This is a genomic window from Skermania piniformis (assembly GCF_019285775.1).
In the GTDB taxonomy this organism is placed as follows: Bacteria; Actinomycetota; Actinomycetes; order Mycobacteriales; family Mycobacteriaceae; genus Skermania; species Skermania pinensis.
This window is the reverse complement of the sequence record NZ_CP079105.1, coordinates 3,212,077-3,234,203: the sequence shown is the minus strand read 5'-3', so window position 1 is coordinate 3,234,203 and position 22,127 is coordinate 3,212,077. Positions and strand designations below refer to the sequence as shown.

The window sequence follows — 22,127 nt, the reverse complement described above, 5'->3', positions numbered from 1 at the left end:
CCACCGACGCTACGCGCCGCCGGCCCGGCTTCAGGTGAGCATGGTTGCGCTCGGCTGATCGGCGCCCGACGGCTGGAGCAGCGTGACCGTGACGCCGCCGGTCGAGCCTTGCGCTCTGATCAACGCTGTGCGGCCGTCCGGGGCGATCTGCAGGTACCCGGGGTTCGGCCCGGTCGGCACGGTGGTGGTGGCGCCGGTCGCGGTCTGGAAGATCTGGACGGTGTCGCCGTTCACCCGGTACGCGTACGCACCGTCCGGGCTGAACTCCGGGTAACGCCAATCGCTGGGCAGCTCGACCGAGGTATACGCACCGGTGGCGGTATCGACCGTGGTCAGCGTGGTGGTCGAGCCGATCGCGGTCACCAGGAACGCACAAGTACCGTCCGGCGCGGTCCACACCTTCGCCGGTGCGCCGGCGGTGGTGAGAACGTCGGTCGGGGTGCCGGTGGCGGTATCGATCGAGGTCAGTACGGTCGTCCAGGCGCCGGCGGTCGCCGTCGCGGTCACCACGTACGCGCGGTTGCCGTCCGGCGTGAGGACCAGGTGCGTGCCGCTGTCGGGCCCGGTGATCGGCACCGAGTCCGCCGCGGTGAACACCGCCCGTGCGGTGCCCGTGGCAGTGTCGATGAGCGTGACTTGGATCGGGTAACTGCCGCTGGGCGGATTCGGGACATCCGCGACGTAGTAGGCATGTCGGCCGTCGGCGGTGACCACCAGCTCGGCACCCTGGGTGGCCGCCGGCGCGACGGTCGTCGCGGTTCGGGTATCCGACGTGATCAGCAGGACCGCGGTGCTGTCGCCGCGATAGGGCGACACGGTGTAGAAGTAGGCCTGTTCGCCGTCGGGGGTGAGCTGGACGACCCCGCTGGGGTTGCCGTAATAGGAGGTACTGGCACCCGTGGCGGTGTCGACAACGCTCAGTCGGCTGGACGCATCGCTGCGGCCCGATGCCGGGTAGAGGGTGAGGATGTACGCGGTATCGCCGTCGTCGGACACGCGCGGGGCGCTGTAGCCGGTCGGGGTCGAGAAGGGATTGGCGGTGCCGGGGACGACGAGCGAGGTCGCGGTCCCGGTGCCGGTGTCGATCGTGTACAGCACCAGCGACCGGTCGAGAGCGCTGGAGGCGTAGTAGGCACGGCTCCCGTCGTCGGACAGGCTCAGGTCCGAGGTCGGCGTCCCCGACATCTGGTAGTCCGTGAAGCTGGCAACCGCGGTGCTCGTGGTGGTGCCGGTGGCGGTGTCGACCGAGCTGAAGTAGGTGGTCGAACCGTCCTCGTCGCTGGTACCGGACAGCAGGTACAGGTGTCCGCCGTCCGGACCCTCGATGGTGGACGAGACCGTGCCGGGCAGGGCGGCGGTGGCGGTGACCGCGCCGCTCGTGGTGTCGATGATCGAGAGTCGCACCGCGGTATCCCCGGTGGTCGAGTCGGTCGTGCTGTCGATCAGGTAAGCCCGCGTTCCGTCCGCGCTGTATGTCGTGCGGTCCACGGTGCCCGGGAAGTCGTAGGCCACGCTGTCGGCCTGGAAGGTGGCGGTGAGCGGCGCGATCGGTACGACGACCTGGACGACGGTAGCGGCGCCACCACGGTCGGTCGCGGTGACGGTGACGTACTCGAACTTGTCCGCGTCGGTCGCCCCGACGGCGCCGGCCGCGTAGCGGGCCGCCTCGGTGGGCGTGTAGGTGACGGTGCCGTCGCCGTGGTCGGTGATGCTGCCGTGGACCAGCTCGCTGACGGTGACGTCGGGGAGCTCACCGGTGCCGTCCGGGTCGGCGATATCGACGTGGTAATCCACTGCCCCGGTGTCCGGATCGATCGACACCGGGGTGATGACCAGGATCGGCGCCTGGTTGTCGTCCGCGTGGGCGAGCCGCAGCAGGGTGAGATCGAATACCGGAGAGGAGAAGACGTTTCCGTCCAAGGTGTTGATCAGCGCCCAGGATCCGTCCGGGGCGATACTGTTGCCTTCCGGCGCCCCGGCGAGCTCGACCGTGTGCGCCGTGCCGGTGCTGGTGTCGATGGTGGTCGAGTACGACACGTACGTTCCGGCCGATGCTCCGTAGCCCAGTGTGGTCAGCACCGCGGTCCGGCCGTCCGGGGTGAAGACGGGTTCGACCGGACCGGCGCTGTAGCGGGACGGCAGGCCCGGCGTGGTGACCATGATGGTTCGGGCTCCGGTCGTGGTGTCGATACCGATGAAATCGGTGACGGACGCGCCGGTGGGGTCGCCGATCCGAGTGGTCGTCAGATATACGTGGTTGCCGTCCGGGCCGCGCACCAGGGATCTCGGGGAGCCGGCGGTGACCAGGACCGAGTCGGCCGCTCCGGCGGTCAGTTCCACGTCGGCCGCTCCGGCGGTCAGTTCCACACTGTGCAGCTCGGTGGTCGTCGGGCCGTCGGTGTTCGTCGTCGTGTAGTAGCCGCGCGTGCCGTCCGCGCTGAGCAGCACGTGCGAGGGCGTCGAGGCGGACGAGTAGATCGTGGTAGCGGTGCCGGTCGTGGGGTCGACGGCGACGAAGGATGCGACACCGGCGTTGTTGTGGGGGCCGGTCGCGAGATAGACGGTGCCGTCGGTGCCGACGACCGCGTCGAATGGTTTGCCCGATGCGTTGGCGGTAGTGGTTGTTCCGGTCGTGGTGTCGAGCGCGGTCAGGTAGGTGACGTAGTCCGGTCCGCTCAGGTCGCCGCTGGTCAGATAAGCGTGCGCGCCGTCGGCGGCGAGCAGCAGGTCGGCCGCGATGCCTGGCTGTGACACCGTGGTCGTGGCGCCGGTGGTGGTGTCGAGTGTGGTCAGGTAGGAGATGGCAGTCGAGGACCGATCGGTTGTGGTGTAGACGATTCGGCCGCCGTCGGGGGTGAACACGATCGGCTTGTCCACCGAGGCGATCCCGACCCGACCCGGCGTGCTCGCGGTCGCGGTGACGGTGCTGGTAACGGTGTCGAACACGGTCAGCACGGATTCTTCGCCGATCTGCCGGACGAACGCGCCCTGGTCACCGGTCGGGGAGATGACGAGGAGATTCGCCCTGCCCGAGCCGACCTCGACGCTGGTTGCAGCGCCCGTTGCGGTGTCGAACGTGGTCAGGTAACTGGTGTATTCGTCGCCGCCCGACTCGGCCTGCACGGAACTGACGACGAAGGCGTGGGTGCCGTCGATGCTCTCGACTATCGGCGACGACGGGGAGCCGGGAACGGTGAGGATCCGGGACCTACCGGTGTCGGTGTCGACAACGGTCACCTCGTTATATGTCGGTTCGTCGGCGCTGTAGCTCGGATGGGTGAGGTAGAGGCGGGATCCGTCGCGGGAGGAGGACGGCTGGACGTTCAGGACGGTGTTGTCGGAGATGACGAGCGTGTCGTCCGCTGCGATCGGAACTGTCACCTGGACGGTCGTGGCCAGCCCGTTGCGGTCGGTGGCGGTGGCGGTGACGTATTCGAACTTGTCCGCATCGGTCGCTCCGGCGGCTCCGGCGCCGTAGCGCGCGGCGTCGGTGGGGGTGTAGGTGACGGTGCCGTCGCCGTGGTCGGTGATGCTGCCGTGCACCAGGTCGCTGACGGTGACGGCGGGCAGTTCGTCATCGCCGTCGAAGTCGCCGATATCCACCCGATAGGTGACCCCGCCGGAATCCGGGTCGGTCGCAGTCGGCGTGATCACCAAGATCGGTGCCTGATCGCCGACACCGTTGGTGTCGGTCGTGAGCATTGCTGCATTGGTGATCTGCGGGGTGACTGCGCCCGTCGCCGCGTCGGTGAACCAGTCGAAGTCGCTGTCGGTGGTGCGGCGCATCCACCACATGAGCAGCCAGGGAGTCGGCGGGACACCGGTCGGTGCGGCCCCGCCGCCGAGCAGCGGCAGCCCGGCGAGCGCGAGCAGTCCGGCGGCGGGCGCCGCATCGACGGCGTCCGGAGCTGGAGCGGCCAGGTCCTCGTCGGCCGGGCCGATCGTCTGAATGTCCTCGATCGGGGTATCCAGGGCCGCGGCGGTGCTCGCGATCCCCTGGTTCGCGATCGCTTCGGCGGCTCCGGTATCCGGGCTGGTGGCGGTGCCGACGCTGCGGAGCGGAACCGCCTCGGTGAGGGTCGGATCGATCACGGTGGTGTCGGTGACCGCCACCGACGGCATCGGGACCGGGGTGGAGTTGGTACCGGTAGGGGACGTGCCCGCACCGGACGCCGCGTTGGAACTCGCCGTGCTGGGATCGGACGGGCTGGGATCTGACGGGCTGGGATCTGACGCCGTGTCGGACCTGGGCGCCACCGGGACGGTCGACTGATCTGTCGTCGGAGCCACGATCGGATCGGCGACCGGGGACGTGGATGCGGTCTCGATCTGGGTCGGTTCTGCCGGTACGGGCTCGGTGCTGCTGGCCGGCTCGGCTACGTCGGTGCTGGACGTGGGCGCCGCGCTGGTGTCGGCGGTGCCGGTTTCGTCCGTTTCGGCGCTCGCGCCGGTATCCGTTTCGGCGCTCGCGCCGGTATCCGTTTCGGCGCTCGCGCCGGTATCGGACTCGGTCGTGGTGTCCGCAGTGGGCTCCGCGGTAGCGGTGCTGCGGCTCGGTTCGGCCGGCTCCGATGCTGTCGAGCGGGACGAACCGGTGGACTTCGTCGACGACGAGTCGGCGGCCGACGTTTTCGGGCTGGACGTGGAGTCCGAATCCGAGGCGGACGAGTCGGCCCGTGACGACGAGTCCGAACCTGACGACGAGTCCGAGCCCGACGATGAATCCGAACCGGACGAGGACGCCGACGAGTCGTCCGGAGCTGCGGCAGCGATGCCCTGGCCGGTCATCACCCCTACGCCTACGCCCATAGCGGCTGCGAGGAGACGCAGACGAGTGGAATTGCCGGACGTGCTCATGATCATTGCCCCCATCCCGACCCGCCACCGCTCGGCGGATTTACGTTGGGATACTAGGGCATGATCCGGACAACTCGCCGATATCGGCGAGAAAATACATACCTTGGGTTGAATTATCGATGAAAACGCAACGTGACCAGCTGAAATGGTCGTAGCTCGAACTCGGCGGCATCGCCCGGTCCGGCCACCCGGCGTTCGAGCAGATCGGTGAACTCGGCGTGCCGGTAGTCGAACCCCGCGGTGACGGTGGTGCGTGCGCGGGTGCCGCGCGACTCGTAGAGACGAACGATGACGTCGCCGCTCCGGTCTTCGGCCGGCTTCACCGCCTCTACCACCACCGCCGGGTTCGACACTCGGATCAGCGGATCGACCGGCGTGCCGGCCCCCAGGACGGTTCGCCGCGGCAGGTTGATCCGGTAGCCCTCGTCGATCGCGTCGCCGATGCTTGCGCCGGGCCGCACGGCCACCCGCAGCCGGTGACTACCCTGATCGGCGTTCGGATCCGGATACGTCGGTGCGCGCAGTAACGACAGCCGGATCAGCGTCGACGTGCCGCCGCCGGCCCGGGCGCGACTGCCGATGTCGTGGCCGTAGGTGGAGTCGTTGGCGACCGCGACCCCGTAACCGGGCTCGCCGACGTGTACCCAGCGGTGCGCGCAGATCTCGAACTTGGCGGCGTCCCACGAGGTGTTCGCGTGGGTCGGCCGGAAGACGTGGCCGAACTGGATCTCCGAGGCGCTCCGGTCGGTGTGCACGTCCACCGGGAACGCCAGCTTGAGCAGCTTCTGGCTCTCATGCCAATCGATCTCGTTGTCGATCAGCAGCGCCGCGCCGTCCAGCTGCAGCCGCTGGGTGATCCGGGACCGGCCGAAGCTCCGTACGACGACGACCGCGTCGCCCTCGACCGTCATCGAATCCAGGTCGGTCAGGTCGGTGACGACGTGCCGATAGAACTCGTCGATGTCCCAGGCGTCCCACTGATTCGGTACGTCGCGGTGCAGCTGCAGCAGGTTGCCGACCGCGCCGGGCGCGATCGCCTCGCGGCCGGACTCGGCGTCGACCAGCGAGATCACCAGGCCGCGGCGGTCGACCGTCGCCCGGATCCGCCCGTTGTCGAGCCGGTAACCATCGTCGATCGGCTGTGGCGCAACGGGTTCGACAGTTTCGGCGGGTCCGGCGCCGAGCGCCGGCACTCCGTCGCGGGGGTAGGGGGCGGCATTGAACGTCACCGCCGTGTTTCCCGGCCCGGCCAGGGTCGCCACGGCGGTGTCGATGATCGCCCCCGCCCGCTGCGCGATCGCCGCGTAGTTGCGCTCGGCGTCGTGATGTACCCAGGCGATCGAGCTACCGGGCAGGATATCGTGAAACTGTTGCAGCAGTACGAGATGCCAGAGCTGTTCCAACTCGTCGTAGGGGTAGTCGAATCCGGCTCGAACCGCCGCGGTGGTACCCCACAGTTCCGCTTCGCGCAACAGATGCTCACTGCGTCGGTTGCCCTGTTTGGTCTTCGCCTGCGTGGTGTAGGTGCCGCGGTGCAATTCCAGGTACAGCTCGCCGGACCAGACCGGTGGCTGCGGGTACTCGGCCTGGGCGCGGGCGAAGAAGTCGGCGGGCGTGCCCAGCTGCACCGTCGGCGAACCCTCCAGTGCAGCAGTACGTTCCGCCGCGGCGATCATCTCCCGGGTCGGCCCGCCGCCGCCGTCGCCCCAGCCGTACGGCACCAGTGACGTACTGCCCGAACCGGAGTCGCGGTAGTTGCGCTGGGCGTGCGCCAGGTCGCGGCCGCCGAGGTCGGAGTTGTACTTGTCCACCGGCGGGAAATGGGTGTACACCCGAGTGCCGTCGATGCCTTCCCAGCGGAAGGTGTGGTGCGGCATCTTGTTGGTCTGGTTCCAGGAGATCTTCTGGGTCAGAAAGTATTCCGACCCGGCTGCGGTGACGATCTGCGGCAGCGCGGCGGAATAGCCGAACGAGTCCGGCAGCCAGCATTCCGGGGTGTCGATGCCGAACTCGTCGAGGAAGAATCGCTTTCCGGTGACGAACTGGCGCGCCATCGCCTCGCCGCCCGGCATATTGGTGTCCGCCTCCACCCACATTCCACCGACCGGAATAAACTGTCCGGCAGCGACTTTGAGTTTTATTCGGGCGAACAGTTCGGGATGGTGCTGCTTGATCCAGGCGAACTGCTGCGCCGACGAGCAGGCGAACCGGAAATCCGGGTATCGATCCATCAGCTCGACCATGTTGGCGAACGTGCGAGCACACTTGCGGATCGTCTCGCGCACCGGCCACAGCCAGGCCGAGTCGATGTGGGCGTGGCCGACGGCGACCACGTGGTGCGCGCTCGCGTGCGCGGGCCGGGCCAGCACATCGACGAGTTCGCGCCGGCCGGCCGCGGCGGTCCCGGCGATGTCGTCCGGGTCCACGGTGTCGAGCATCCGTTCCAAGGCGCGCAGGATCTCCCACCGGCGCGGTTGGTCGGTCGGTAGCTCGTACATCAACCCGGTCAGGGTGGCGACGTCCTGCTGCAGCTCCCACACGGTGAGGTTGCGGAGCGCGAACTCCAGCCGGGACAGTCGGTACAGCGGATCCCGGCCGGCGGTGGCACGATCGCCGAGGTCGGTCGGCTGGAACCCGAAGCTGCGGGCGATGTCCGGGTTTGCCGCACATTCCAGATAGAGATCGAGCGGGGCGGTCGGGTCGACCGGGACGAAGTTGTTGAACGGTGAGATCGCCTTCACCGCAACTCCGTCCGGGGTGAACGCCAACGCTTCCGCGTTGAATCCGGGCCCGCCGGTGAAGCCCGGGTCGACCAACAGTTCCGGAGCGAACCCGGACCGCAGCTGTCCGGCTCCGCCGTGATCGTCGCGCTCGAGCCAGCTCGCCGGTGGTGTCCCGGTGACGTGTAACCACATGGTCTGCCACGGCGCACCCCACGCCGTGCCGAGCTCGATCGGCGTGAACTGCTGCCGCACCGCCTCGGCGAACGGCACCGGCTCGCCGGGCGCGGTCCACGCTTCGATCGCAGTCACCGGCGCATAGTCCTGGTATACCGCCGGGGCGAGCCGCTGATCGGCGAACCGGGTGATCCGCGCCTCGACAATCTGTCGGTCGTCGTGCATGTTGCCGAGGTTAGCCGCGGTGCGGTAGTGACGGCCCGAACTCGGCGCACCGGGTCGGGCGGCGCGGCGTCGGCCCGCTCAACCGAGGCGAACCAGGGTGATCACCGGTCCGGTACCGATCACCCAGGTGGTGAGGTACGCCGAGCTCGTGTCCGGCGCGAAGTCGACCCGCATCGTCTGCCCGGCCTGCACGTCGACCGTACTGCTCGCGCCGGTGGCCGTGGCGACCCGAGTCAGCACCGTCGAACGATTGCCGGTCGGGTCGGTCACCTCGGTCGCGAGATAGACGTAGCGGCCGGCCGGATCGACCGCGACCTGCTGCGCGTCGCCGGGCACGGTGACAGTCGCCACCGGGGCGCCGTCGGCAGTGGCGACCACGGTCACCGTACTGCTGGCGTTCGGGCTGTCGGCACCGGTGATCGTGGTCAGCACGACGTGGGCGCCGTCCGGACCGATCGACAGCGCCTTCCGGGTGCCGGGCCGGCTGAGCGTGCTGCTCGCGCCGGTGCGCGTGTCGACCCGGGTCAACGTGGTGGATGTCGGTGTGGTCGATGTCGGTGTGCCGGATTCGGTTACCGACGCGGTCACGTACATCTGCGTCTGGTCGGAGGTCAACACCGGCGCCGACGTGCCCGGACCGACCTGGGTGGTCGTGTCGCCGGTGGTGGTGTCCACCGCGGTCAACAGGGTGGTCGATTCACGGGTCGTGCGGTTGTAGGAGTGCGTGGTGAGGTAGATCCGCGCGATGTCGTGGGCGGCGAGCAGCGGCTCCGGCGTACCGGGGACGGTGGTCGTGGTGCTCGTCGGAACATCGTCGGTGCGGGCCAGGTCGATTCGGGTCAGGTGGGTGGTGGCGTCCAGGCTCCGGTCGTCGCTGGTCTTGGTGATCAGGTATCCGTGATCGCCGTCCGGGGTGAAGGCCAGGTCGACCGCCGTCCCCGGTGCGGTTACCACCTGTCGTGCCGTGCCGTCGGCGGGATCGACCGCCGTCAGGTAGGTCCGGTAGCCGTTGGTCGTCGACGACTCGGGTGCGGTGGAGACGAGATAGCCTGCGGCGTCGCCCGATCGGGTGCTGAGGAAACTGAAACTGCGGCCGGGCAATGTAGTTCGTACGATGCCGGGTTTCCTGGTGTCGAGGATCGTCAGGTCGATCGAGTCACCGGTGTCGCCGGCCACGTAGAGATACCGCCCGTCGGGGGTGCGGGTGCCGGTCGGTCGGCCGCGGCCGGTGCTGGCGGGGTCGGTCAGCCCGATCACGTCGACGGCGCGACCGGCGGCCAGGTCGACCACGGTCACCCGATCGATGCGCCGGTCGGTTGCCGACACGGTGTACCCGAGCACGTAGAGCCGTCCGATCTCGGGCGCCGGGATCACCTGATAGGTGGTCCCGGGTCCCAGCTCGGTGGTCGTGACCGTGCCGGTGCGGGTATCGACGATGGTCAGATCGGTGAGGTATGCCGAGTATCGGGCCGCGGCGGGTGGGGCCGGATTCGGCTCGACCTGCCGCGAGGTGATCAGGTAGGCGTAGGCGCCGTCCGGGCTGAACCACAGATCGGGCGCGGACTCTCCGGTCGGTGTGGTCGACGGCGGCGTACCGGGGATGACGACTACCGGATCGGTTCGCCCGGTTGCCGTCTCGACCGCGAGCAGGTGGACGCCGTCCCCGCGTGGCTGGACCAGGTAGGCCCGACCGCCGTCGGGCGCGTAGTAGACGGTGGTCGCGTCGTCGCCGGACACGCCGGCTATCGGGATCGAGTTCGCCGCGGCGATCGGTACGGTCACCACGGTCCCGACCGGCGCTCCGGTGCGGTCGGTGCCGGTGGCGGTGAACGTGTCGAACAGATCGGCGGCGGTAGCTGCCGCGTCGCCGGCGGCATACCGGGCCGGCAGGTCCGGGGTATAGACGGCGTCGCCCGCGGTGTCTACGGTGACAGTTCCCCGGCCGGTGCCGGCCACGATGAGGGTGGCCGGTGCTCGGTCCGGATCGGCCGGCGCGATGTGGTAGCCGATGGCACCGGTGCGTTCGTCGATCCGGGTCGGGGTCGCGGTGAGAACGTGGCTCGGGTTGCTGCTGCGGTGTGGGCTGGGTCTCGCTGCCCGCTCGGGCTTCGGCGCCGGTTCGGCCACTCCCGCTGGTCGAGCCACACTCGCCGGTCCGGTCGCATCAGCCGGTTCGGTCGTATCGGCCGGTTCGGTGGACTCGGTGTGATCGGCGCTCGGTGTCGTCGGCTCGACCAGCCACGGGAAGCCGGGGTCGTTCTCGCGGCGCACTCCCCATAGCAGCAGCCAGGGATTCGCCGCGGGTGACGCGGGCGGTTTGCCATCGTCGGGTGGTGCGGTATCGGCGATCGTCTCCATGCTCCTTGTCACAGCGTCGAGATCGGCGCTCCGTGTCACAGCGTCGAGATCGGCGCTCCGTGTCACAGCGTCGAGATCGGCGCTCCGTGTCACAGCGTCGAGATCGGCGCTCCGTGTCACAGCGTCGAGATCGGCGCTCCCTGTCACAGCGTCGAGATCGACGCTCCCTGTCACAGCGTCGAGATCGAGGACGTCGGTGGTGTGCACTCGGGTCGGCGCGGTCGGCTCCGGACCGGGCTGTTTCGGGGTGGGCGGTTCCGGCCGGGGCGGTGCCGCAGCGGCGTGTTTCGGCTGCGTCGTGGTCGGCGACCGCGCGGGTTCCGGCTCCGGCTCGTCGGACGTCGGAGCGGGCCGCGTCGACCGCCGGGGGTTCGCCGTGCCGGACCCCGTCCGGGGTGTGTCGGGCCCGGTCGTCTGCGACGGGGTGGTGTCTCGGGGGCCGGCGTTCGACCGCGCGCCGACGCCGGCTGCGCCGGTCCGGCCGATGCTGCGCGGATTCGATTTCGCCGGCGCGGGAGCGGCCGGTCCGGGATCGGTCGTGGCCCGATCGGTCGTCGTCGCCGGATCGGTCGTCGGGACCGGTCGGCCGCCCGGGCCGGCTGCGGCGATTCCCTGTCCGGTCAGCACGCCGACCCCGACCCCCAGCAGGGCCGCCAGCAAACGCGTGCGGGCGACGCTGGAGGTCCGGGCAGCGCTGTTCGAAGCGTGCACAACCGCTCCTCTCGCTGGTGCTGTCCCCGTTCGGCCGTCGTCTCGGAGATGGCGAAGAACACATCGATCTCGCGAGTGGGATATAGAGCAACCTCAGGTCCAGAATAGTAAACCAATAGCAAACGCAATGTAGGTTTATCCGGGTAATCGCCGCCAAGCTGACGCCCGACCTCGGCGGACGTAGCGTCGGACCGGTCCGCGCGGCATGATCGGATCGTGACCATGTTGCCGGACCCGTCCCTGCCCGCCGCGCCGTCCGGCCCGCCGTCGGCCTCGGCCATGCGTCGGGCGCTCCGCCGCGCCCGGGACGGTGCGACGTTGAATTCGGCCGAGGCCACGGTCTTGCTGGCCGCCCGCGATGACGATCTGGCCGATCTCTGCAGCTCTGCGGCGCGGGTGCGGGACGCCGGCTTGCTCGCCGCCGGCCGGCCGAGTGCGATCGGCTATTCGCGCAAGGTCTTCATCCCGCTCACTCGGCTGTGCCGCGACCGGTGCCATTACTGCACCTTCGTCACCGTCCCGGGCAAGTTGCGCGCGGCCGGCCTGGAGATGTACCTGGAGCCGGACGAGGTGCTCGACATCGCCCGCCGGGGTGCCGAACTCGGCTGCAAGGAGGCGCTGTTCACCCTCGGTGACCGTCCGGAAGATCGCTGGCCGGAAGCTCGGGAGTGGCTGGATGCGCGCGGCTACGACTCCACGCTCGATTATGTCCGGGCGATGGCGATCCGGGTGCTGGAGGAGACCGGGTTGCTGCCGCATCTCAATCCCGGCGTGATGTCCTGGTCGGAGCTGTCCCGGCTGCGGGCGGTGTCGGCGTCGATGGGCTTGATGCTCGAGACCACCGCGACGCGGCTCTTCACCGAGAAGGGCAACTGCCACTACGGCAGCCCGGACAAGGACCCCGCGGTCCGGCAACGCACCCTGACCGACGCCGGTCGGCTCGGAATTCCTTTCACCACCGGAATTTTGGTGGGTATCGGCGAGACGGCAGCCGAGCGCGCCGCCACGATCGCCGAGATTCGCAAAGTGCACAAGGCATTCGGGCACATCCAGGAAGTCATCGTGCAGAACTTCCGCGCCAAGCCGGATACCGCGATGCGGTCGGTCCCCGACGCAGACCTGGCGGAGTATCGAGCTACGATTGCGGTGGCGCGGTTGCTGCTCGGTCCGGATATGCGGATCCAGGCGCCGCCGAACCTGGTGTCGCCGAGCGAATGCCGTGATCTGATCACCGCTGGGGTGGACGATTGGGGTGGCGTGTCGCCGCTCACGCCCGACCATGTGAACCCGGAGCGACCCTGGCCGGACCTGGACGCGTTGGCCGAGATCACCGCTGGCGCCGGCTTCCGGCTGGTGGAACGAATTGCGGCCCAGCCGAAGTATGCGCTGGCCGGTCCGTCGTGGATCGATCCGCGGATCGCCGCCCACGTCGCCGCCCTGGTCGATCCGGACACCGGCCTGGCCCGCGACGTTCGACCGATCGGGCTGCCCTGGCAGGAACCGGATCCGACCTGGGAGTCGTCCGGCCGCACCGACCTGGAGACGGCGATCGATGTCACCGGTCGCAACAGTGCCACCCGCAGCGATCTGGCCAGCGCGTTCGGTGATTGGGAGACCGTCCGGGAACAGGTGCTGTCGTTGTCGGCGCCGACCCGGCTGGACGCTGATCTGAAACAGGCGTTGGGCGCGGCCGAACGCGATCCGGCCGCCTGCACCGACGCCGAGTACCTGGCGCTGGCGGCGGCGGACGGCGCGGGTCTGGACGCGGTGTGCGCGCTGGCCGACGAGCTGCGCCGGGTCACGGTGGGTGAGTCGGTGACCTACGTGGTCAACCGGAACATCAACTTCACCAACATCTGCTACACCGGATGCCGATTCTGTGCCTTCGCCCAGCGTAAAGGCGATGCCGATGCGTTTACCCTGTCCGCCGCCGAGGTCGCCGACCGGGCCTGGGCAGCGCACACCGACGGTGCCACCGAGGTGTGTATGCAGGGTGGGATCGATCCCGAGCTGCCGGTGACCGGTTACGCCGATCTGGTCCGGGCGGTCAAACGGCGGGTGCCGTCGATGCACGTGCACGCCTTCAGCCCGATGGAGATCGTGCACGGTGCGTCCAAGGGCGGGCAGAGCGTGCGCGATTGGCTCGTCGCGCTGCACGAGGCGGGGCTGGACACGATTCCGGGGACCGCGGCCGAGATCCTGGACGACGAGGTCCGCTGGGTACTGACCAAAGGCAAACTGCCCGCAGCTACCTGGATCGAGGTGATCACGACCGCGCACGAGGTGGGCCTGCGGTCGAGCTCGACGATGATGTACGGCCATGTGGACAATCCGGGCCACTGGGTCGGCCACCTCCGCGTTTTGCGCGAGATCCAAGACCGCACAGGGGGTTTCACCGAGTTCGTGCCGTTGCCGTTCGTGCATCAGAGTGCGCCGCTCTATCTGGCCGGCGCGGCGCGGCCCGGGCCGACCATCCGGGAGAACCGGGCGGTACACGCGTTGGCCCGGATCATGCTGCACGGCCGGATCGCCAACGTGCAGACCAGTTGGGTGAAGCTCGGCACGATCGGCACGCAGACGATGCTGCGCGGCGGCGCCAACGATCTGGGTGGGACGCTGATGGAAGAGACCATCTCCCGGATGGCCGGGGCGCAGCACGGGTCCGCCCGGACCGTCGCCGAACTCCGGGCGATCGCCGAGGAGATCGGCCGCCCGGCCCGCCAGCGCACCACCGTCTACGGCACCCCGGGCGATCGCACCGCAGCGTGAGCCACGTCGGGGGCCTGGTGCGCCTGCGGTGTGCCGCTGGTCACAAGCGGTGACGAATTGCCGTTGTGGCCGTTGTCCTGGTAACAACGTCGGCGGCTGATGCGGACATACTTACCGGTGCGCACGCGATCCGCTGGAGCGGGTGAACGAAGACGAGGAGACCTGGGAGTGCCGTACATCATCGCTGAGCCGTGCGTCGACGTGATGGACAAGGCATGCATCGAAGAGTGCCCGGTCGACTGCATCTACGAAGGGGGCCGGATGCTGTACATCCACCCCGACGAATGCGTGGACTGCGGGGCGTGCGAGCCGGTGTGTCCGGTCGAGGCGATCTACTACGAAGACGACACCCCGGACCAGTGGACTGGCTACATTCAGGCAAACGTGGATTTCTTCGATGAGCTCGGCTCTCCCGGTGGCGCTGCCAAGCTGGGCAGGGTCGATTACGACCCGCCGCTGATCAAGGCGCTACCCCCGATGGGGGAGGGCTGAGCGCCCCCGCGCGGCGCCCGCTGGTGCTGCCCGATTTTCCCTGGGACTCGCTCGCCGGTCCGCGGGCCCGGGCCTTGTCGCATCCGGACGGGATCGTCGACCTCTCGGTCGGTACGCCGGTGGACGAGGTCGCGCCGATCGTCCGACAGGCCCTGTGCGCCGCTGCGGCGGTGCCCGGCTATCCCACGACGCACGGCACGCCGGAGCTGCGCGCGGCGGTGGTGGCGGCGATGGGCCGGCGCTACGGCATCGGCGCGGTCGACCCGACGGCGGTGCTGCCCACGATCGGCAGCAAGGAACTGATCGCCTCGCTGCCCAGCCTGCTCGGCGTGGCGGCCGGCGACCTCGTCGTCGTCCCGGAGCTGGCGTATCCCACCTACGAGGTCGCCGCGCGGCTGGCCGGCGCCGACGTGATCCGCACCGACGGACTGACCGCGCTCGGTCCGCGGACGCCGGCGGTGATCTTCGTCAATTCCCCGGCCAACCCGACCGGTCGCGTGCTCGGGGTCGACCACCTGCGCAAGGTGGTGGCGTACGCGCGTGAGCGGGGCTCGATCGTCGTCTCCGACGAGTGCTACCTGGGTCTGGTGTGGACCGGCGCGGCGCACTCGATCCTGCACCCGGAGGTCTGCGACGGGGACCCGACCGGACTGCTCGCGGTGCATTCGTTGTCGAAGACGTCGAACCTGGCGAGCTATCGGGCCGGCTTCGTCGCCGGCGATCCGGCCTTGGTGGCCGAGCTGCTCGGAGTCCGCAAGCACGCCGGCCTGATGGTGCCCTACCCGGTGCAGGCCGCGATGATCGCGGCTCTGACCGATGACGAGCACGAACGTCAGCAACGTGACCGCTATCGCGATCGCCGGGAGGTGCTGCTGACCGCGTTGCGCGGCGCCGGCTTTACTGTCGAACATTCCGAGGCCGGGCTCTACCTGTGGGCGACCCGCGGCGAGCCGGCCCGGGCCACGGTCGATCGGCTCGCCGAGCTCGGTATCCTGGTGGCCCCCGGCGACTTCTACGGCCCGGCCGGGTCGGCACATGTCCGGGTCGGGCTCACCGCCCCGGATGAGCGGATCGCCGCCGCCGCGATCCGGTTGCGCTGACCGATCCCGACCGCCGGAGTAGCCTTCCGGCATGGACGCCCGCACGGTAGTCCCCATTCCGGTCAACGAGCCGGTACATACTTACGCTCCGGGCAGTGCCGAACGAGCCCGGCTGCAGGTGGAATTGGCCCGGATCGCCGACGACCCGCTCGACGTGCCGCTGGTGATCGGCGGGGTCCACCGGGCGGGTTCGGGCACCCGCAGGCCCATCGTGCAGCCGCACCGGCACGACCGGGTACTGGGCAGCTACACCGACACCACCGGAACCGAGGCCGGCGCCGCGATCGAGGCCGCGACGGCTGCGGCACCGGCGTGGCGCGCGCTGCCGTTCGACGAGCGGGCGGCGGTCCTCCTGCGGGCGGCGGAGCTGCTGGCCGGTCCCTGGCGAGAGCGGGTGGCCGCGGCAACCATGCTGGGCCAATCGAAATCGATCGCCCAGGCCGAGATCGATGCGCCGTGCGAGCTGGTCGACTTCTGGCGGTTCAACGTCGCCTTCGCCCGCACGATCCTCGCCGATCAGCCGAATTCGGCACCGGGGGTGTGGAATCGGATGGAGTACCGCCCGCTGGAGGGCTTCGTCTACGCGATCACCCCGTTCAACTTCACCGCGATCGCCGGGAATCTGCCGACCGCGCCGGCGCTGATGGGCAATACGGTGCTCTGGAAGCCGTCGCCCACCCAGACGGTGTCCGCCTACCTGACCATGCAGTTGCTGGAGGCGGCCGGGTTGCCGCCCGGCGTGATCAATCTGGTCACCGGTGACGGGGTGGAGCTGTCCCGGGTGGCGCTGGCCGATCGGCGGCTGGCCGGGATCCATTTCACCGGGTCCACCGCCACGTTCCGGCACCTGTGGCGCGAGGTCGCGGCGAACCTCGACGGTTATCGCGGCTATCCCCGCCTCGTCGGCGAAACCGGCGGTAAGGATTTCGTTCTCGCGCACCCGTCGGCCGATCCGGCGGCGCTGACCACCGCGTTGCTTCGCGGCGCGTTCGAGTATCAGGGGCAGAAGTGCTCGGCCGCGTCCCGCGCCTACCTGCCCAGGTCGGTGTGGCGGCGGATGGGTGACGAGTTCTGTGCCGCGGCGGCCGAACTCCGCTACGGCGACGTGACCGACCTGAGTTGCTTCGGTGGCGCGCTGATCGACCGGCGTGCCTACACCAAGAACGTCGCCGCGATCGAGCGGGCCCGGGTCACCTCCGGGGTGGCGATCCCGGTCGGCGGCGACTACTCCGACGCGGTCGGCTACTTCGTCGAGCCGACCGTGCTGTTGCTCGACGATCCGGCCGACGAGGCCTTCGCCACCGAGTATTTCGGGCCGATCCTGGCGGTGCACGTCTACGACGATTCGCGCCCGGACGGTTTTGCCGAGGTGTTGGCCGAGGTCGAGCGACGCGCCCCGTATGCGCTGACCGGGGCGGTGTTCGCCACCGACCGAGCCGCGATCGAGCAGGCGAGCGAGGTACTGCGGTTCGCCGCCGGGAACTTCTACGTCAACGACAAGCCCACCGGCGCGGTGGTCGGACAGCAGCCGTTCGGCGGGGCGCGGGCCTCGGGGACCAACGACAAGGCCGGATCGGCGCTGAACCTGTTGCGGTGGACCTCGCCCAGGACCGTCAAGGAGACGTTGTTGCCGCCGACCGACCACCGCTACCCGCATATGGCCGACCCGCCGCCGGATGCCGGATGAATCCGCTGCGCCCGGTGATCTTGGCCGCCGCCCGGTCGCCGCGGGTCGAGCAGGTGGTTACCCGGGCACCGGTCAGCCGGGACATCGTGCGCCGATTCGTCGCCGGCTCGACCCGAGCCGAGCTGCTGCCGGTGGTCCGCGGATTGCTCGCTACCGGACGCTGCGTCAGCGTGGACTTTCTCGGTGAGGACACCACCGACCGGGCCCAGGCCGACGCGACCGTCGCCGAGTACTGCGCGTTGATCGACGAGCTGGCTACGTCGATCGACGATCCGGTCGACTCGGCGCCGGCGGGCGCGCCGGTTCGGCTCGAGGTGTCGGTGAAACTGTCCGCGCTCGGCCAGGCGCTGCCGGTCGACGGCGCCTCGATCGCCACCGACAATGCCGGGCAGATCTGCGTCCGGGCCGCCGCAGCCGGGGTATGGGTCACCGTCGACATGGAGGATCACACCACCACGGATGCGACGCTTGCCGCGGTGACGGCGCTACGGCCCGATTTTCCCTGGCTCGGCGCAGTATTGCAGGCCTATCTGCGACGGACCGAGCAGGACTGTCGCGATCTCGCGGGTCCGGGCTCGCGGATTCGGTTGTGCAAGGGCGCCTATCGAGAGCCGGTAGCGGTGGCGTACCACGATCGGGCGGAGATCGACGACTCGTATCGCCGCTGTTTGGAGATCTTGTTCAGCGGGAGCGGCTATCCGATGGTTGCGACCCACGACCCGGTGTTGATCTCCGAGGTGACGGCGCGAAAGGTGCGCGAAGGGGGCCCTGCGAACGGCTACGAGCACCAGATGTTGTTCGGCATACAGGAGCGGGAACAGGGTCGGCTGATCGGCCAGGGTATTCCGGTCCGGGTGTACGTGCCCTACGGCGATCGCTGGTTCAGCTACTTCATGCGTCGAATCGCGGAACGACCGGCGAATATGGCCTTCTTCCTGCGTTCGCTGCGCAGTCGCAGTTGACGACTTAGTAAATATTGCTTTTCTGTACCAAATATCGATCTATTCGGGTAAAGAAAAGTCTGATCGCTTGTTCCTTACCGTGTACACGGGACCGTCCGAAATGTTCCAATCCTCAACGGAAGTTTCCCGTTCAGAAGTGAGTAAGCATGCGTTCATTCCGTTTTCCCGCCACCGTCATGCTGGCCGGCGCGGCGCTGGCCGTCCTGGCCCCGGCCGCGCAGGCCGCGCCGGTTTCGTCCGATCTCGGGGCTGCCCACTCCGCGCCGGCGCAGCTGGCCGTCCCGGTCGCCGAGCCGTCCCTGTCCGACCTCGATCTGGCTCAGTTGTTGATGGCACTGATGACCGGCTCGTCCGCACCGGAGGCCACGACCACGCCGGACCTGCTGCCGGTGGTGGATATCCCCGATCTTGGGCTCTAAGAGTCCGACACCCAGCACACGACCGTGGCCGCCGCGCTCGCCGTAGCGGCTACGGTCTTGCTGTGCCGTCGTCCGAGCAGCTGCTTCCGTCACTCGATCCCGTCGACGACCGTCACGCGGTCACCATCGGTGGGATCGCACTCACCCGAGCCGATCTCTACGGCGCCGCCACTGCGGTCGCCGAGCGAGTTGCAGCTGCGGAACGGGTGGCAATTCTTGCCGAGCCGTCGCCCGCCGCATTGATGGCCGTACTCGGTTGCCTGATCGCCGGCGTGGCCGCGGTCCCGGTGCCGCCGGACGCGGGAGCGGCCGAATTGGCGCACATCGTCGCCGATTCCCGCGTCCAAGCGTGGGTCGGGCCGCCGCCGACGGGAACGACGTTGCCGGTGATCCCGGTTCGTCGGCATGCCCGATCCTGGCACCGGTATCCGGAGCCCGACCCGAATCGCATCGCGTTCGTGGTGTTCACCTCCGGTACCACAGGTCCGCCGAAAGGCGTTCGGCTCAGCCGTCGGGCGATCGCCGCCGGGTTGGATGCGTTGGTCGATGCTTGGGCATGGACCGCGAATGATGTTCTGGTACATGGTTTGCCGTTGTTCCACGTGCACGGCTTGATCCTCGGTGTGCTCGGTCCGCTCCGCGTGGGTTCGCCGCTGATCCACACCGGCAAACCGACCCCGCAGGCGTATGCGGGGGCGCCCGGCACGATGTATTTCGGCGTCCCGACGGTGTGGTCCCGAATCGCCGAGGACCCGGCGTCGGCCCGGGCGCTGGCCGATGCTCGATTGCTGATCTCCGGGAGTGCGCCCTTGCCGACGCCGGTGTTCGAGCGGATTGCCGAACTCACCGGGCACGCCCCGGTGGAGCGTTACGGTATGAGCGAGACCCTGATCACCCTGTCGGCCCGGGCGGACGGTGAACGTCGGCCGGGTTGGGTCGGGCAGCCGGTGGCCGGCGTGCAGACGCGGTTGCGGGACGAGCTGGGCGAGCCGATCCCTTCCGACGGGGAGAGCGTAGGCAGGTTGCACGTACGTGGCCCGATGCTGTTCGACGGCTACCTCGACCGGCCCGATGCGACCGCCGCGTGCTGGACCGCGGACGGCTGGTTCGACACCGGTGACGTCGCCGTCATCGATTCGGCGGGGTGGCACCGGATCGTCGGCCGGGCATCGGTCGACCTGATCAAATCGGGCGGCTACCGGATCGGTGCGGGCGAGGTGGAGGCGGCCCTGCTCCGGCATCCGGCCGTCGCCGAGGCCGCCGTGATCGGGGTAGCCGACGACGACCTGGGCCAGCGCATCGTCGGTTATGTCGTGCTACGCGGGTCCGCGAGCGAGCGGGAGCTGATCGATCATGTCGGCGGGCAGCTGGCCGGGCACAAGCGACCGCGAGAGATCCGGGCGGTCACCGAACTACCGCGCAACGCCATGGGCAAGGTACAGAAGCAGCTGCTGGGTTGAGTCACTGCTGGGTTGAGTCACTGCTGGGTTGAGTCACGGCCCGGTCGGAATCCGATGCTGCGGCGGAGGGCGTCGCAGGGGCTTCTTGGTCGGTCCCGGCGGGTCTGTCGGTTGGGGCATCGACGACAACCGTCGGACCTGAGTTGGGGCACCCCATCAAGATCGTTTGTGTGCGTGGGCGGTTGACCTGCTGTTTTGGTGATCAACGAGCGGAGGTATGCGCACTCATCGTGGCTCGTAGGGTGCTGGGATGGCCTAGGTACGCACGGTGAAGACCGCGTTCGGTGCGATTGCGGTGCAGATCTTGTGGTCGAGCCGGCCGGGTGCACGCCGGATCGAGTATCTGGGCTCGGCGCGCGACGACGGCGAGGTCGAAGTGCTGAAAGCGGCTGCTCGTCAGCGACTGACCGCCGGCCAAGGCATCCTGGATCTCGGGCTCGACACCACCGATACCGCTGCCGCCGGTGAGCTGTTGCAGATCGTGGCGGCCAGGTCGGCGCTGCTGTGGAAGTCGCTGCATCACGCCTATCGAGTGTGGAGTCACGCGGCCCGGAACCTGCCGATCCGTGCAGAGTTTGCGCGCGTCGCGCGAAAACGCGCGCGGCGGCAGGGTATTCGGTGGAAGTTCTGGCGTGGGGTACGTATCAGGCCTAGAATTAGAACATGCGTTCGAGTGGCGAGGATTCGGTGACGGCAGCCGGCACGGTTGCCGTGATCGATGCCGCGCTCGACAGCCTGGCGGTGTTGTTGCCGGATTCGGGTACTGCCGCGTTGGGGGTGTTGCAGGCGTTGGAGCGGGTGCAGCGGCGGGTGACCGGTCTCGGCTATCGGTTGATCCGGGTTGTGGCCGAAGCCCCTGGGGAGGAGTTCGGTGGGCAGCGGTCCCGGGATGTGCTGGCGGATGCGTTGCGGATCACCCCGAAAGAAGCGTCCGCCCGATTGTTCGAATCCGCGGACCTCACCGAAGGGTTGACGATGACGGGTGAGTCGGTGCAGGCGGTGCTGCCGGCGACCGCAGGGAAGGTCGAGGCGGGTGTGATCGGGCGTGATCACGTGCGGGTCATCCGGACGTTTCTGCGTGACCTGCCGAGTGGGGTGGATTATCCGACTCGGGTGGAGGCGGAGAAACAGCTCGCCACCGTCGCGGTCACGGTGCGGCCGGATCAGCTCCGTACGGTGGCGGTTCATCTGGATGCGGTTCTGAACCCGGATGGTTCGCTGTCGGATGATCGTGATCGTGATCGTGCCCGTAAGCGTGGTATCCGGGTCGGGGAGCAGGAGCGTGACGGGATGAGCCGGGTCACCGGGTATATCTCCCCGGAACTGCGTGCCTATCTGGAAACGATCCTCGCGAAGTACGCCGCCCCGGGAATGTGTGACCCCGACGACGACACCCCCGCCGTCGATACTGCGGTCCGTGATGGTGAGGTGTCCGACGATCGAGCCCGCCGGGATCGGCGGACCCCGACCCAACGTAACCACGACGCGTTACACGCGGTCCTGCGCGCGGTGATCGCGTCCGGCGACCTCGGTCGGCATCGGGGGTTGCCGGTCACGGTGATCGTCACCACCACCCTGCACGACCTGGAAACCGCCGCCGGTACCGCCGCCACCACTGCACCCGCCGTATCTGAGGCGTCGTGCCTGCCGGTGCCGGGTCGTAGCCCGGGCGGGAACGGGGGGAAAGCCACCACTGCCGGTGGGACTTTGATCCCGTACCGGGACCTGGTCGCCGATGGCGGCGCATGCCTGGCATTACCTGGCCGTGTTCGACACCCACACCGAGCAACCGTTGTATCTGGGCCGGTCGAAACGTCTCGCCTCACCCGACCAACGGATCGTCGCGACCGCCCGATACGGCGGGTGCAGCTTCCCCGCGTGCGCTCGGCCCGCCCTCGACTGCGAATACCACCACACCACCGCTTGGGCCGAGGGGGGATGCACCGATGTCACCAACCTCGCCCCCGTCTGCGGGCACCACCACGGACTGGCCGACCACGGCTGGGCCGTCCACCACGACGAATACGGACGGATCGAATGGCTCCCACCCGCCTGGCTCGACCCGCACCGCACACCCCGAACCAACACCTACCACCGCCCCATCCACTGGTACCACCACCCCACGAGCGCCGATCACGGCGGTGCCAGCACGGCGGTATCGGCACGGCAGACACCGACACCGTGACGCCG

General features: G+C 68.9%; 13 protein-coding genes and 2 pseudogenes. 12 read left to right on the top strand and 3 right to left on the bottom strand.

Going from position 1 to position 22,127, the window contains the following annotated elements:
* Positions 1-30: 30 nt before the first annotated feature.
* On the bottom strand, positions 31-4,113 hold the full coding sequence (locus tag KV203_RS14925; RefSeq protein WP_157079833.1) for a YncE family protein: 4,083 nt from the start codon (positions 4,111-4,113) through the stop codon (positions 31-33).
* On the opposite strand from KV203_RS14925, the gene KV203_RS14920 reads away from it, so the two are divergent.
* Positions 4,103-4,273 carry a hypothetical protein gene (locus KV203_RS14920; RefSeq protein ID WP_157079832.1) on the top strand — a complete coding sequence of 57 codons (171 nt, stop codon included), beginning with the start codon at positions 4,103-4,105 and terminating at the stop codon, positions 4,271-4,273. The two genes, KV203_RS14925 and KV203_RS14920, sit on opposite strands and share 11 nt — an antisense overlap.
* A 39-nt stretch (positions 4,274-4,312) precedes the next feature.
* The gene (locus KV203_RS14915; RefSeq protein ID WP_066471297.1) at positions 4,313-4,921 is read left to right on the top strand and encodes a hypothetical protein; all 609 of its coding nucleotides are present in this window, start codon (positions 4,313-4,315) and stop codon (positions 4,919-4,921) included.
* 49 nt (positions 4,922-4,970) lie between these two features.
* Here the strand turns inward: KV203_RS14915 and KV203_RS14910 are convergent, their stop codons facing one another.
* Positions 4,971-7,979 carry an alpha-mannosidase gene (locus KV203_RS14910; protein ID WP_066471288.1) on the bottom strand — a complete coding sequence of 1,003 codons (3,009 nt, stop codon included), beginning with the start codon at positions 7,977-7,979 and terminating at the stop codon, positions 4,971-4,973.
* Between the two features lie 78 nt (positions 7,980-8,057).
* Positions 8,058-11,048, bottom strand: a complete 2,991-nt coding sequence (locus tag KV203_RS14905; protein ID WP_066471285.1) for an RHS repeat domain-containing protein — start codon at positions 11,046-11,048, stop codon at positions 8,058-8,060.
* A gap of 222 nt (positions 11,049-11,270) precedes the next feature.
* Between KV203_RS14905 and KV203_RS14900 the strand changes: the two genes are divergently transcribed.
* The 10 genes and pseudogenes from KV203_RS14900 (at position 11,271) to KV203_RS19950 (ending at position 22,122) form a co-directional block, all read left to right on the top strand.
* Positions 11,271-13,817 (top strand): bifunctional FO biosynthesis protein CofGH, encoded by a 2,547-nt coding sequence (locus tag KV203_RS14900; protein WP_066471474.1) that lies wholly within the window; start codon positions 11,271-11,273, stop codon positions 13,815-13,817.
* 168 nt (positions 13,818-13,985) lie between these two features.
* Positions 13,986-14,309, top strand: a complete 324-nt coding sequence (fdxA, locus tag KV203_RS14895; RefSeq protein ID WP_066471282.1) for a ferredoxin — start codon at positions 13,986-13,988, stop codon at positions 14,307-14,309.
* 23 nt (positions 14,310-14,332) lie between these two features.
* Entirely contained in the window at positions 14,333-15,409 is a 1,077-nt protein-coding gene (gene dapC / locus KV203_RS14890; RefSeq protein ID WP_281422362.1) for a succinyldiaminopimelate transaminase, read from the top strand.
* A 31-nt stretch (positions 15,410-15,440) separates the two neighbouring features.
* The gene (gene pruA / locus KV203_RS14885; RefSeq protein WP_066471272.1) at positions 15,441-17,096 is read left to right on the top strand and encodes an L-glutamate gamma-semialdehyde dehydrogenase; all 1,656 of its coding nucleotides are present in this window, start codon (positions 15,441-15,443) and stop codon (positions 17,094-17,096) included.
* Entirely contained in the window at positions 17,093-18,058 is a 966-nt protein-coding gene (locus tag KV203_RS14880; protein WP_066471270.1) for a proline dehydrogenase family protein, read from the top strand. The genes pruA and KV203_RS14880 overlap by 4 nt, the downstream gene beginning before the upstream one ends.
* Before the next feature lie 146 nt (positions 18,059-18,204).
* Complete coding sequence (locus tag KV203_RS19760; RefSeq protein WP_066471269.1) at positions 18,205-18,477, top strand: hypothetical protein; 273 nt, start codon at positions 18,205-18,207, stop codon at positions 18,475-18,477.
* 62 nt (positions 18,478-18,539) lie between these two features.
* Complete coding sequence (locus tag KV203_RS14875) at positions 18,540-19,937, top strand: acyl-CoA synthetase (RefSeq protein WP_246600175.1); 1,398 nt, start codon at positions 18,540-18,542, stop codon at positions 19,935-19,937.
* A 268-nt stretch (positions 19,938-20,205) separates the two neighbouring features.
* A pseudogene (locus tag KV203_RS20110) lies at positions 20,206-20,376 on the top strand (IS1634 family transposase); the annotation flags it as partial.
* 224 nt (positions 20,377-20,600) lie between these two features.
* Positions 20,601-21,494, top strand: a pseudogene (locus KV203_RS20105) (DUF222 domain-containing protein); the annotation flags it as partial.
* 178 nt (positions 21,495-21,672) lie between these two features.
* Positions 21,673-22,122: an HNH endonuclease signature motif containing protein gene (locus KV203_RS19950; RefSeq protein ID WP_066471264.1), complete on the top strand. Its 450-nt coding sequence runs from the start codon at positions 21,673-21,675 to the stop codon at positions 22,120-22,122.
* The last annotated feature ends 5 nt before the right edge of the window (positions 22,123-22,127 follow it).

Bases quoted from the DNA above. Each gene is read 5' to 3' on its own strand.
- KV203_RS19950 (WP_066471264.1), top strand. From the start codon at position 21,673: ATGGCGGCGCATGCCTGGCATTACCTGGCCGTGTTCGACACCCACACC.
- KV203_RS14900 (WP_066471474.1), top strand. From the start codon at position 11,271: ATGTTGCCGGACCCGTCCCTGCCCGCCGCGCCGTCCGGCCCGCCGTCG.
- KV203_RS14910 (WP_066471288.1), bottom strand. From the start codon at position 7,979: ATGCACGACGACCGACAGATTGTCGAGGCGCGGATCACCCGGTTCGCC.
- KV203_RS14880 (WP_066471270.1), top strand. From the start codon at position 17,093: ATGAATCCGCTGCGCCCGGTGATCTTGGCCGCCGCCCGGTCGCCGCGG.
- pruA (WP_066471272.1), top strand. From the start codon at position 15,441: ATGGACGCCCGCACGGTAGTCCCCATTCCGGTCAACGAGCCGGTACAT.
- KV203_RS19760 (WP_066471269.1), top strand. From the start codon at position 18,205: ATGCGTTCATTCCGTTTTCCCGCCACCGTCATGCTGGCCGGCGCGGCG.